This window comes from Antarctobacter sp., assembly GCF_965277915.1.
Lineage (GTDB): Bacteria > Pseudomonadota > Alphaproteobacteria > Rhodobacterales > Rhodobacteraceae > Antarctobacter.
This window is the reverse complement of sequence record NZ_OZ255849.1, coordinates 1,581,414-1,593,303: the sequence shown is the minus strand read 5'-3', so window position 1 is coordinate 1,593,303 and position 11,890 is coordinate 1,581,414. Positions and strand designations below refer to the sequence as shown.

At 64.8% G+C, this 11,890-nt stretch carries 10 protein-coding genes and 1 pseudogene; 2 read left to right on the top strand and 9 right to left on the bottom strand.

The annotated features are described in order from the left end of the window. Positions 1 to 66 precede the first annotated feature (66 nt). The 4 genes from ACQY5B_RS08560 to ectA are packed head-to-tail and all read right to left on the bottom strand — an operon-like array spanning position 67 to position 3,776. A complete protein-coding gene (locus ACQY5B_RS08560) occupies positions 67 to 1,500 on the bottom strand; it encodes an aspartate kinase (RefSeq protein WP_420325601.1) in 1,434 nt (477 codons plus the stop codon). A gap of 4 nt (positions 1,501 to 1,504) precedes the next feature. Then, entirely contained in the window at positions 1,505 to 1,906 is a 402-nt protein-coding gene (locus ACQY5B_RS08555; RefSeq protein ID WP_305968468.1) for an ectoine synthase, read from the bottom strand. Between the two features lie 5 nt (positions 1,907 to 1,911). After that, positions 1,912 to 3,198 carry a diaminobutyrate--2-oxoglutarate transaminase gene (gene ectB, locus ACQY5B_RS08550; RefSeq protein ID WP_305968469.1) on the bottom strand — a complete coding sequence of 429 codons (1,287 nt, stop codon included), beginning with the start codon at positions 3,196 to 3,198 and terminating at the stop codon, positions 1,912 to 1,914. 47 nt (positions 3,199 to 3,245) lie between these two features. Continuing rightward, complete coding sequence (gene ectA, locus ACQY5B_RS08545; protein ID WP_305968470.1) at positions 3,246 to 3,776, bottom strand: diaminobutyrate acetyltransferase; 531 nt, start codon at positions 3,774 to 3,776, stop codon at positions 3,246 to 3,248. Between the two features lie 211 nt (positions 3,777 to 3,987). Here ectA and ACQY5B_RS08540 point away from each other — a divergent pair, with 211 nt between their 5' ends. After that, the gene (locus ACQY5B_RS08540; RefSeq protein WP_305968536.1) at positions 3,988 to 4,470 is read left to right on the top strand and encodes a MarR family winged helix-turn-helix transcriptional regulator; all 483 of its coding nucleotides are present in this window, start codon (positions 3,988 to 3,990) and stop codon (positions 4,468 to 4,470) included. 278 nt (positions 4,471 to 4,748) lie between these two features. Here ACQY5B_RS08540 and ACQY5B_RS08535 read toward each other — a convergent pair whose 3' ends face one another. The 3 genes from ACQY5B_RS08535 to ACQY5B_RS08525 are packed head-to-tail and all read right to left on the bottom strand — an operon-like array spanning position 4,749 to position 7,878. Further along, a complete protein-coding gene (locus ACQY5B_RS08535) occupies positions 4,749 to 5,723 on the bottom strand; it encodes a sensor histidine kinase (RefSeq protein WP_420325602.1) in 975 nt (324 codons plus the stop codon). Next, entirely contained in the window at positions 5,720 to 6,394 is a 675-nt protein-coding gene (locus ACQY5B_RS08530) for a response regulator transcription factor (RefSeq protein ID WP_420325603.1), read from the bottom strand. The genes ACQY5B_RS08535 and ACQY5B_RS08530 overlap by 4 nt, the downstream gene beginning before the upstream one ends. Continuing rightward, positions 6,394 to 7,878: a DUF4153 domain-containing protein gene (locus tag ACQY5B_RS08525; RefSeq protein ID WP_420325604.1), complete on the bottom strand. Its 1,485-nt coding sequence runs from the start codon at positions 7,876 to 7,878 to the stop codon at positions 6,394 to 6,396. Before ACQY5B_RS08525 ends, ACQY5B_RS08530 begins: the two co-directional genes overlap by 1 nt. Positions 7,879 to 8,204: 326 nt before the next feature. Between ACQY5B_RS08525 and ACQY5B_RS08520 the strand changes: the two genes are divergently transcribed. Further along, positions 8,205 to 8,393, top strand: a complete 189-nt coding sequence (locus ACQY5B_RS08520; protein WP_371931738.1) for a hypothetical protein — start codon at positions 8,205 to 8,207, stop codon at positions 8,391 to 8,393. A 1-nt stretch (position 8,394) separates the two neighbouring features. On the opposite strand, the gene ACQY5B_RS08515 is transcribed toward ACQY5B_RS08520, so the two are convergent. Next, on the bottom strand, positions 8,395 to 10,824 hold the full coding sequence (locus ACQY5B_RS08515) for a hybrid sensor histidine kinase/response regulator (protein ID WP_420325605.1): 2,430 nt from the start codon (positions 10,822 to 10,824) through the stop codon (positions 8,395 to 8,397). Positions 10,825 to 11,473: 649 nt separating this feature from the next. Next, positions 11,474 to 11,683: pseudogene (locus ACQY5B_RS08510) on the bottom strand (WecB/TagA/CpsF family glycosyltransferase); the annotation flags it as partial. Positions 11,684 to 11,890: the final 207 nt, after the last annotated feature.

The following is an 11,890-nucleotide window of genomic DNA, read 5'->3' as shown; positions in this document are numbered from 1 at the left end:
CAGGGCGGGCCCTTGTTTCAGTCGGGCCGCGTGTCCACGGCCGCTATTGTCGGTCGGTCCGGCGCCTCAGGCGACCAGCGCGACCTTCGCCTTATCACCCTCCGCTTTCTCCTCATCGAAAAAAGCGTCGTGGAGGCTCTTGATGGCCTTGGCCATATCGTCCCGTTCCAGGATGTATTGCGTGTCCACGTTGCGCGGTCCCTGGCTTGCGCCGACCGAATAGATGCCCGCCTGGGCAAAGCTTTCCAGCCCGCGCTGCAGAACCGACAGACCGCTGAGGTCGCGGCCCACGACCGAAACCAGCGACAGCTTGCGCGTCTTGATCTCGGCATGGGGGTAACGCTCGGCCAGATCGGACTCGACCCGGCGCAGCGCTTTCAGCGAGGTGTCAACGTAGTGCGTGACCGTGTTGGCGTTCGACACCTTGGAGACGATGCGCACGTTATGGCGCGTCAGCGCGTCAAGGATCGAGGCGTCATAGCCCTTCACACCGACCATGTCCTGTTCGAACACTTCCAGCGCGATCACGTCCAGGCCGGTCACGATCTCGACACCCGGGCTGTCTGCCGGCTGGTCGTCGATCAGCGTGCCGGGATCGCCCGGATCAAAGGCGTTGGTGACGCGCAACGGCACGTTGGCCTGACGCAGCGTCTTGGCCGCAGAGGGGTGGATCGCCTCCATGCCCAGGTTCGCCATCTGGTCGGCCACGTCATAGTTGGTCCGGCCCAGCTTGCGCACCTTGTCTTCGCCGACAATCTTGGGGTCGGCGGACGACAGGTGGAATTCCTTGTGAATGATCGCCTCGCGCGCGCCGGTCAGTGCGGCCAGTTCGCTGAAGGTCACCTCGGAATAGCCGCGGTCGAACTCGCGCATCAGGCCTTCGCGGCACTGGGCATAGCCGGTCACAATCGGCATCTCGGTTTCCGGGTCGATCCCTTCCATGCCGCGGTCCAGCCGTTCCTGCAGCGTCACCTCGCCATCGTCGCGCCAGCCGGTCAGGTCGACCAGGCGCGCGTTCACGCCGGCACGTTGCAGCAGCAGCACCGCCACATGGGCCGAGTGCGCCTCACCCAGGCCGGACAGCAACTCACGGATGTGCAGCAGATGCGCGTTCAGGCGGAAATGGCCGTAGGAACACAGGCGTTGCAGGTCGATCAGGCAGTTGCGCGCCCCCTCGATCCGCTCCTGAACAAAATTTGTCGCCTGCTCGATGTCGCCGGGGTGGTCAAGCACCGCCTCGTGCGCCTCGATCATGGCGTCGCTGACACGGCTCAGCGCCTCGTGCCAGCCGTGGTCGTCCTCGGCGTTGGCAAAGCGCGCATAGACGCCGTCCTCGCCGGTCTTCTTGTGTTCCAGCAGCAGGTTGGTGATGCCACCAAAGGCCGAAACGACAAATACACGACCGTAACGCGCCTCGCCGTCCTTGAGGAACAGCGTATCGCGCAGGTCGGCGAGGCGGGACATGCTTGTCCCGCCGATCTTTTCAACAGTGTGGGTCATGTGTTTAGGCCTCCACCTCCTCGGGGGCGGCATAGGATCCATCTTCGCGGTGCACTTCCTTGCCGGTCACCGGCGGATTGAAGCAGCAGGCCATCCAGAGTTCTTCCTCGGCCCGCAGCGTGTGCTTGTCGTGCTCGTTGAGCGCATACATGGTGCCCGGCTTGATCTGGTGGGTCTCACCGGTCTTGAGGTCGGTGATCGACCCCTTGCCCTGCATGCAGTAGACGCTCTCGAAGTGGTTCTTGTAGTGGAACGTGTGTTCCGAACCGGCTTCGAGCACGGTGATGTGGAAGGAAAACCCCATTCCATCATCCGCCAGCAGCATCCGCACGCTCGTCCACTGCGCATCGGAGACGACGCGCTCTTTCTGGTTCTTGCTGATCTCTTCGAAATCTCTGACGATCATGGCTGTTACTCCGCTGCAATCTTCTGGGTCGACAGCACCGAACGCGCCGCGTCGATCAGGATGTTCAGACCATCCTTGAGGGTTTCGTCCGGGGTGGTGAGCGGGGCCAGCACCTTGACCACCTCGTCCTCGGCACCCGAGGTTTCGATGATCAGTCCGTTTTCAAAGGCCTCGGCGCAGATCGCCGCCGCCAGGTCACCGGACCCGACGTCCACGCCGCGCATCATGCCGCGGCCCTTCAGCTTGGCGTCCGGGATCATCGAGGCGATCGTCTCCAGCCCGTGTTCCACGGTCTGTGCACGACGCTTGATGTCCTTCTGGAATTCATCGTCGCTCCAGAACTTCTCGAGCGCCACGCGGGCGGTCACGAAGGCATGGGTGTTGCCGCGGAAGGTGCCGTTGTGCTCGGCGGGTTTCCAGATGTCCAGCTCGGGCTTGATCAGCAGCGCGGCAAAGGGAAGTCCCATCCCGCTCAGCGACTTTGCCAGCGGAATCAGGTCCGGCTCGATGCCCATTTCCTCGAAGGAGAAGAAGGTGCCGGTGCGGCCACAACCTGCCTGGATGTCATCGACGATCAGCAGGGCGCCATGTTCCTTGGCAAGACGCGCGATGCCCTGCATGAACTCCTTGGACGCGGCGTTCAGTCCGCCCTCGCCCTGCACGGGTTCGATGATGAAGGCCGCCGGCGCGTCGACGCCCGAGGACGGGTTGCCGAGCATCTGCTCGATGATGTCGAGGCTGTCGACCTCATCGCCGAAGGCGCCTTCGAACGGCATGTGCGTGGTGCCCGACAGCGGGGTGCCACCGCCGTTCCGCTTGCCAGCATTGCCGGTCGCGGCGAGCGCACCCAGCGTCATGCCGTGGAAACCGTTGGTGAAGGCGATCACGTTCGTGCGGCCGGTCACCTTGCGCGCCAGCTTGATCGCGGCCTCGACGGCGTTGGTGCCGGTCGGGCCGGTCATCATGATCTTGTGGTCCATGCCGCGCGGCTTGAGGATCAGCTCCTCGAAGGTCTCGAGGAAGCGCGCCTTCTCGCCGGTGTGCATGTCCAGGCCGTGCGCGATCCCGTTGTGCGACAGATGGTTCATCAACGCGCATTTCATGTCGGGATCGTTGTGACCATAGTTCAGCGACGAACAGCCGGCCAGGAAATCGATATAGGTCCGCCCGGCGGCGTCGGTCATCTCCGAGCCAAGCGCGGTGGTGAAAACGGTGTCAAAGCTGCGGCAGTAGCTGCGCGCTTCCGACTCCCGTCGTTTGAAGATCGTGGGGTGAAAGGTCTGGGACGACATTATGTGCTCTCGTTCTATGTGAGGAATGTGGGCGAAGGGCGCGGGGCTCAGGCCGCCTGCGCCAGCTCTTCGGCCACCTTGATGGTCACGAGGTTCTCGGTCTTGTGCCGCTTGTTGAAGTGCAGCGACTGCGTGTAGTAGGGCTGCACGTCGAGACCACGGCCCATGCGGCGCGCGAACTTGCGGAACAGCGCCCACGAAGCGTCGTTGTCACCGGTGATGGTGGTCTGCATGCGGGTCACATCCTCGCAGACGTCACGGTTCAGGATGGTCTGCAGCATCAGGCCGCCAAGACCCATACCGCGCGCCTTGTCGGACACCGCGACCTGCCAGACGAACAGAGTGTCCGGCTCGTTGGGAAGGACATAGCCCGACACCCAACCGACGATCTCCCCATCCAGTTCGGCAACGACGCAGGTGTCGGCGAAGTGATCGCACTGCAGCAGGTTGCAGTACATCGAGTTCTCGTCGAGCGGCTTGCACGAGCGTACCAGCTCCCAGATCGCCGCCCCGTCTTCTGCGGTGGGCACACGCAGGCTGGGCAAGGACGAACGGGCGATATCGCGCGGATGTTGCATAGGATGAAGTCTCCTCGTTTGCTTTGGATGACGAAATAGCGTGCCGTCCCTGAAATTTCAACTGGCAAAGCAATTTTTATCCGCTTTCAGCCAAATATGGCCTCTATCGCGCCTGTTCTGGCCTTATTTAGCTTAGGATGGCAAAGCACTATTGCCTTGAATACCCCGCGAGAGACCTATATCGTTAGTCATGCTAATCAATGGAACACTGATGGACCGCGTCGATACCTGCCTGATTGCAATCCGCCGAATCCTGCGCGCGACCGAACTGTACGGGCGCGAGCTGAAACAGACGTCCGGCATCACGGCGGTGCAGTTCCGCGTCCTTCAGATCATCTCTGAGCGCAGCCACGCGACGGCCAAGGAAATATCCGTCCGCATGCGCGTGTCGCAGGCCACCGTGACCTCGCTGGTGGACAAGCTGGTGCGCCAGGGTATGGTCGTCCGTGAGAAATCCGAACAGGATCGACGTCAGACCAACATTCACATCACCCCCAAGGGCCGCCAGACACTGGACGAGGCCCCCGATCCGCTGCAGCAGCGGTTCGTGCGCAAGTTCGACGCGATGGAGGACTGGGAGCAATCCATGCTGGTCTCCAGCCTGGAAAGGGTGGCCACGATGCTGGACGCCGAGGATCTCGACGCCTCCCCCGTGCTCGACACCGGAGAGCTCAAGCGCACGCTGGATCACTGAGCGGCAGCGAGCTGCAGGTCTCGCTCACCGTCCCGTCATCTCTCAGGCGGTGCTATTCGTGATCTTGGAGGGCCTGATCAATGACGGCACCGTGTGGATGAACACGACCACCGATCCCGACATCCGCCGTCGATCGCTGCGGCAAAGGGGTGTCCCACGGGGTCGGTCACAGCAACAATGCTGTCTCTGACAACGGGCCGGCACCGGCGTTTTGCCGCCCAGACCGCAGCGAGGGCGCTCGTGGATGCATAGCGCTTCACGGGGCATCTCAGAAGTGCTCAGCGCTCGGCGGATGCAAACCTGATCCCCAGCCGCGTGCCCCTTTTCGCAGGCAGCAACCGGATACCGGCGCCGTGGGCGGTCAGCAGGTTGCGGACGATGGCCAGCCCCATGCCGGTGCCCCCTTCCCCACGGCGCGTGGTGAAGAACGGGTCAAAGACGCGCGCGGCATTGCCCGGCGAAATCCCCGTCCCGTCATCCTGCACCTGCAGAAAGGGCGCTCCGTCTTCCGACCCGGCGCGCAACAGAACCTGTCGCGCGCCATGTTCGCCCGCGTTGCGCATAAGCTGGCCCAGGACGATCTTCATGCCCGTCCCGGAGATCGGCAAGGGAACGCTGCCACCCTCGACCTGCAGGCCAAGGTCCGAGTGGTCCTCGCGCAGGCCCGCGCGCAGATCGTCCAGCGTGGACGTGCCAAGGTAGCGCGTCTCCCGCGCGCGGGCGACCTCGCGCAGCGCGGCAAGCTGGCGTTCGATCTGGGTGCAGGCGCCATCGACCTGTGCCACCAGCGCCGCGTCCTCGCGGCCCAGCGCCCCGCCGTCCTCCAACAGTTCACTGGCCGCGCGGATTGCCGTGACAGGCGTGCGCAGTTCATGCGTGACCTGATCGGTAAAGGCGCGGATCGTCGCCTCTCGGTCGCGCAGCGTCTCGGCCATCGCGATCACCCGGCGGGCGGTGGCGTGCAGTTCATACGTGCCGAAATGGCGCGGCGGCGCCGGAGCGCCACCCCTCTCCTGCGCCTCGGCATAGGCCTCGAGCGCGCGGATCGGGCGCAGCAAGAGCCGCACCAGCAGCCAGCCCAGCACCGCCGTCACCAGCGTGATCGACAGAGCCAACAGGATCGCCGCGTTGCGGAACCCGATCACCGGCCCCAGGTAGCGCAGCGCCACCAGACCCGCAAAGGACAAGACCAGCGTACCGCCCAGTGCCCCACCAAGGACAAAGCCCAACGAGGGCCGCCAGTGCCCGCTCATCGGCACGGCCCCATCCGCATCCCCTGCCCGTGCACCGTCTCGACCGCCCCGGCGCAGCCCGCCGCGGCCAGCTTGCGGCGCAGGTTGCGCAGGTGGCTGTCCAGCGTCCGATCCGACACCGCGCTTTGCGCGCCCCAAAGCGCGGCGACGAGATCGGCGCGCGGGGTCAGCCGGGCGGGGTCCTGCATCAGCCGCGCCAGAAGCCCGAATTCGGTTGCGGTCAGGGCGATCTCGGCTGGACCAAAGCGGCAGAGCCGCGCATGGCAATCCAGCGTCAACCGCCCCCGTTCCAGCCGTGCAGGCGCAGCGCCGCGTGCCGTGCGTTTCAGGATCGCCCCGACCCGCGCCACCAGTTCGCGTGGACTGAAGGGCTTGGTCACATAGTCGTCGGCCCCCAGTTCCAGGCCAAGGATGCGGTCGATCTCGTCATCCCGCGCGGTCAGAAAGAGGATCGGCACCTCGGATCGTGCGCGGATGCGGCGGCAGGTCTCGAACCCGTCCATCTCGGGCAGGCCAACGTCCAGTACCACTAGGTCCGGCGCCTCGCGCGCGGCATGAATAAGCGCCTGCTGCCCGTCGCCGGCGGTGATGACCGCGTGGCCCGCCCGTTCCAGCGCAAGCCGCACCAGTTCACGCAGGCGGGGATCGTCGTCCACAATCAGGATCTTCATCAGGGCCGCTCCACCATCACGCCTTGAACATAACGGCTTGCGCGCCAGGTGCGAAAGCCCCAACCCCGCCAGTCCTCGACCTGCGGACGGGAAATCCGGCAAGGCCCCAAATAGACCGAACGCCCGATGACACGGCCCAGGCCGCTTTCGACGATCGGCCCTGCGGCCATCGGGCCCAAACCGCAGAGGTACCACAGGTCCGGCTCTGCCCGGGTCACGTTCTCTGCCGCAATAACCTGGGCGAAGTTCACCATCGCGCAGAAGTACAGCGTCGCCAGCCCCAGAACACCGCCCCGCACCAGCAACCAGCGGTTCGATCGCGTCCGCAGCACCTGCCATAGCGCCAATCCCAGCCCCGCCGCCACCAGCACCATCCAGATGAACGCGTGTAGCCGGAGGTAGGTCAGCCCGAAGGTCTCGACGTACAGGTCCAGCCGCAGCGCAGCCGCCCCGCACAGCACCATGTTCTGCACCAGCCAGAGCATCAGCAGCGGCCGGATCAGGCGGCGTTCGCCCAGGAATGGCCGCGCCGACAGGGCAAATACCCCCGCCAGAACCGCCGCAGCCAACAGCGGATAGGCGCCGCGATGGGCATATTCGGCCAGGGTCATCCCCTCGGGCAGATCGGCACCCCCCAGCAGGATCGTAACATCGGTGAGGCTTTGTACTGCGATGAGCAGGTTGAAGACCGCCAGGCCCCGCAGGACAGAGCCGGAGTTGAGCCACCCCAGCGTGATCGACGGCATCACGGCCCGGCGCGCAGCCTGATCACGCAACGGAACCGGCGCCAGGAATGGAGCGACCAGCACCGCGACTCCACCCCAGAAGACAAGGCGCTGCGCCAGTTGCCACAGATCCAGGTCGATCTGCACAAGCTGAGCCAGCACCGGGTTCGCCTGCATCAAGAGTGCCGCCAGCACCAAGGCGCCACCCAGCGGCAAGGCCCAGTCCCGCAAGAGACCTCGCGCCAGCGGAACCGGCGCCTCTGCTAGGACTGCGGGCAAGACGATCAGGCGTCGCGGATCAAGCTGAGCCAGCCAGGCCAGCGGCAGCCGCGCCAGAAAAGCGCCCGTGCTGGCCAAAAGCACGGATAGCCGCGCCGCCGGGTGATGCGCCCAGATCAGTGCTCCGCCCACCCCGACCAGCAGAAAGGCAATCGAGAGCATTTGCAGGTGCTCAACTGCGGGCAGCGCTGCGACCAGGAACAGCCCCACGGGGCGCCACCCCGCTCTGGTCCCCGGCAGACCCCATGCCAGGATCGCCGCAGCGAAAATCACCAGCGACAGGCCCGGCGCCCTGCCCCAGAACAGAACGTCCGCCAGCGCCACAAGGCTCATAACCGCGACCATCCGCCGGGGAAACCGCAGCCCGGCACGGGCGGTCCCACCGTCTCCCTGCGCTGGCGGGGTGCCGACGTCGTCCAGCCACCAGCCGTCCTTTGCCAATGCATGTGGCAGCCCGGGAATGCTCAATTGCCTGTCCATGTCCCAATCTCCTGTTTTGGAATGGGATCAGACTGGACCTGGCTGCGTGCAGAGCTTGCGCGTGATTTGTGCAGTTTTCGTGCAGAGCCGGTCGGTACAGGCCGCGCCACGGATCGAGGACGCGGCCCAAAGCCCGGCTGCGGCGGGCCTTGATGCCTTTCGTCATGCAGACCCGGGCCCATAGCGCCGAACAGTCCGCCCGGCGTGTCACTGTTCCAGTCCAATCCGACCCAACCTGCGACCGGCAACGTGCCTTCGGCCCTCGGGCGCGACGTCCGCGCGGTTCCAGCGCCAATCGGTCGGCTCTGCTGAATACGCGCGGTCCGATGACCGCTGTGTCGATCGTGTTCGAACGCCGGAACGTGGACGAGTTGCGGCGCGCCGACCGCGATAATCATGACCCAAATCTGCTGCCAGGCGACGCCATCGACGGCTACGGCAGCGGTGTCACCAATATGGTCGAGGTGGCGCGCGTTCCGGGGGCAGTCGGCGCCGTGGCGGTGCTCGGCACCTAAGTCAGTCGACGCGCGGTTCGGGCGCGTTCTTCCACGCCGTCAGGGCGACCTGCACCGCCTCCGTCAGGGCAGTTGCGTTTTCTGCCTCGGCTGCCGTTTCGACCTTGAGAAGGGCCAGACGCAGCTCCGGTTGACCGAAGGCGGCCGCGCTGCCGGCCGTTCTGTGGCTGCGCTCGGCGATCTCGTTCCAGTCGTCGGGCCCCGTGGCCAACCAATCGAAGAGCTCTGTCGCCTCTGCGACATAGCGCGCCTTGAGTGCAGCAATCGGATCGGCGGGAGCGGTAACGCGATCCGTGGCAGACGCCACGCCGGGCTTGTCGGTGCAGAACCGCGTGATCACCTGAGCCAGTTCCTGCTTGTCCAGCGGTTTCCCCAGGAAATCCGACATGCCCCCCGCGATGAAGCGATCCTTGGCCTCCGGCAGGACATTGGCGGACAGCGCCACGATCGGAACATCCCGGCAAGGCCCCTGCCCCTCGCGAATGGCCCGCGTCGCGGCGAGGCCATCCATCACCGGCATCCGGATGTCCATCAGGATCAGGTCAAACCGCTGTTCGGCCGCGGCTTCGACAGCCTCTTGCCCGTTGCGCGCCACGCTGACGCGATGCCCGATCAGACGCAACATGTCCTGCGCCAGTTGCAGGTTGATCTCGTTGTCCTCGACCAAGAGGATATCGCGCGCCACAAACTGCGCGCTGCTGCGATCCGGCGCGCGCGCGTCATGCGGTGCTTCGGCAAGCTCGACAGGGATCCGCAGCCAGAAGACACTGCCCTCGCCCAGGGCGCTTTCGGCACCGATTTCGCCGCCCATCGCGGCGACGAAGCGCCGTGCGATCCCCAGGCCCAACCCGGTCCCCTGACCACTTTCCGCATGGTTCGACGTGCCGGTCTGGAAGTCCTCGAAAACGCGATCGAGGTCTTGTTCGGAAATGCCGACTCCGGTGTCGATGATCCGGAACTCGACCATCGGCGACGCACCTGCCGGGGTCTCCAGACGCTCCAACTCGATCGAGATACGGCCATAGCGGGTAAATTTCACCGCATTGCCGAGCAGGTTCAGAAGCACCTGCTGCAACCGCGACGCATCCACCGCGACCCAGGTCACCGGCTCTCCGATCCAGCCCCAGCCCAGCACGTTGCCAGCCGCCTCTGCCGGGCTGGTCTGGCTGTCGATCACGTCCTGAACCAAGTCTCCGATATGTACCACCTCCATCTGCGTTCCCGCCGTGCCCGCTTCGAAACGCGCGATGTCCAGCACGGCATCGACATGCGACATCAGCAACTTGCCCGACACCGCCATGTTGTGGACAAAGCGCGATTGCTCGGGCGTCAGCCGTGTCTCTCGCAACAGTGACAGGTTGCCCAAGACGCCATTGAGCGGCGTCCGGATCTCATGTGTCATCATCGCAAGGAACTCGGCCTTGGCCTTTTCGCCGGCCAGCGCCTTGTCTCGGGCCTCGACCAGTTCGTTTTCCGCACGCACGCGCTGCGAAATGTCGCGAAGAAACCCGATGACGATTTTCTCGTCTCCGGTCTGTGCCTGCTCCACGGCCAATTCGACAGGAAAGACCTCACCGGTGCTGCGCTTGCCATCCATCCGGACGCTGCCGTGACCGACAACCCGGTGTTCCCCGGTCTTCTGCATCCGCGTCATGCCGGCGTCATGCGCCGCGCGAAGATGCTCGGGCACGATCACCTCGCCGATGCGGAGGCCGATCACCTCCTCGACATCGTACCGGAAAATGCGTTCGGCGGCCGGATTGAACCGCTGAATCCGCCCCTCTTCATCCGCCACGATCACCGCGTCGAGCGAGGCGTCGAAGATCGTGTTCAAGCGGGCATAGGCGGCCTCCAATTCCCGGCCCCGCCGTTTGGTCTGGCGTGAGACCCGTCGTGCGTGGCGCAGCAGGACAGCCAGCACAAGAACAAGGACCCCGGTCAGCAGCGCCAGACGTGACAGTGTAACGGCAACCGAGTCACGCTGTGTGTCGGATTGGCGCGCGAATTGAAACAGTCCCGCGGTCGCAAGCGCGCGCAGATCTGGCCGAGCCCTCTCGAGGATCGCGTCGACCTCGTCCAGTTCCGCCTCAAGCTGAGCGCGCGGCCCGTCGATCAGCGGAACGAGGTTCTCCAGCATGGTGCGGGTACGCCCCAGCGGTTCGGAAAAGCTCGGGATCTCGCGCAACTCGGCATAGAGATCCCCATACGCAAGCGTGTCGACGCGGCTGTAGAAAACGTCGAATTCCTCGACCACCTTTTCAAGGCCGTCGTCCGGTTCCGACCGCGCTTCACTGATGGCATGACGCAGTTCGAGGAATTCGACCTCGGCTTGAGACAGGGTCCATTGCACGTTGTCCGAGTTGGCCGAATTGAGCAACTGCAGGTCCTTGACGATCTCGGTCGCGAGATAGCCGATCGCAACAAGGCACACCAAAACGCTCCCAAGAAAGAGCCCCCTGCCGCCCTGCTTGAGCCAGCTTGTCCACCGCACCGACAGTTCGATCACCTGACCTACCCTCCGACCTTCCAATTGCGCCAGCCGCCAACGCTCCGGCGGGCAAGCTGCCGGATGCTGCGCGGATGGATCGTACCGGCGCAACCGACGTTCGCGCACATACGGGAACAAATCGACCAGAATTGGCCATTTGGTGACACGGACCTGCCCTCCATGCCCCGACTTTCCTTCGTACGGGTCCCGGCGCCATCGTGGACGCCCTCGAAAACCTTCGGGCCCGCCGGAACGCCACCGCCACTTGCCCGGCCCCTTGCGCGCGGTCCGTCGTCATCGGCACCGCTGCGCCGGCCGCCCGCGTTCGGGATGGTCAGTTTCACAAGGATCGAGCGCCCCCCGTTCAGGACCTCTTCTGCCACGGCAAGAGCCAGAGGACATCGGGAATTCCGGATCAGAGACCTATCCGAAAGTGGAGGTGTCGCGCAGCGCACAGCCCCCCGCGACCGCACAAAACCGCCCGGACCGTCATCGCCATCAAGAGGATTTCCAGCGTGAGATTGCGGAAACGGACACAGGTCACCACCATGTCGACCATCTTGCCAAAGCCGACGTCGGACCGGACCGACACTTACCTCAGCCCGGTGATCCGCAGCGCGGGAATGCTCTGCGCCAGTTTGCGCGCCGCCGTCCCTGCCTTACCGGGCCGGGCACCAAACGGAAACACCGGTAGCCCCCGCTGCGCCGCCCCAGGCAAGCGCGCCGGCGTCAAATCGGTTCCCTTCAGGCTATCCGTCAGCCGCCTGCCGGTCATCCGGGCGGCGAACTCCACGCCGTTAAATCCGGCAACAACATGTAAGTCCGCATCGACGCCTGATCGGTCTGTTCGCGCGTGGCGTCGGCCAGCGGCAGCCCGAGCACGTCACACACGGATCGAGAGCGCGCGATGCAGCGAGGAGATCGCGAAGTGCGGCAGTGTGGGACAGCCAGTCATGCGGATAGGATCATCGCCTCCTTGGAAAATCTGCAAGCGGATAACCCTTGTTTG

Coding starts and splice junctions, on each gene's coding strand:
- ACQY5B_RS08525 (WP_420325604.1), bottom strand. CDS start 7,878: ATGGACAGGCAATTGAGCATTCCCGGGCTGCCACATGCATTGGCAAAG.
- ACQY5B_RS08520 (WP_371931738.1), top strand. CDS start 8,205: ATGACCGCTGTGTCGATCGTGTTCGAACGCCGGAACGTGGACGAGTTG.
- ACQY5B_RS08540 (WP_305968536.1), top strand. CDS start 3,988: ATGGACCGCGTCGATACCTGCCTGATTGCAATCCGCCGAATCCTGCGC.
- ACQY5B_RS08560 (WP_420325601.1), bottom strand. CDS start 1,500: ATGACCCACACTGTTGAAAAGATCGGCGGGACAAGCATGTCCCGCCTC.
- ectA (WP_305968470.1), bottom strand. CDS start 3,776: ATGCAACATCCGCGCGATATCGCCCGTTCGTCCTTGCCCAGCCTGCGT.
- ACQY5B_RS08535 (WP_420325602.1), bottom strand. CDS start 5,723: ATGAGCGGGCACTGGCGGCCCTCGTTGGGCTTTGTCCTTGGTGGGGCA.
- ACQY5B_RS08555 (WP_305968468.1), bottom strand. CDS start 1,906: ATGATCGTCAGAGATTTCGAAGAGATCAGCAAGAACCAGAAAGAGCGC.
- ectB (WP_305968469.1), bottom strand. CDS start 3,198: ATGTCGTCCCAGACCTTTCACCCCACGATCTTCAAACGACGGGAGTCG.
- ACQY5B_RS08530 (WP_420325603.1), bottom strand. CDS start 6,394: ATGAAGATCCTGATTGTGGACGACGATCCCCGCCTGCGTGAACTGGTG.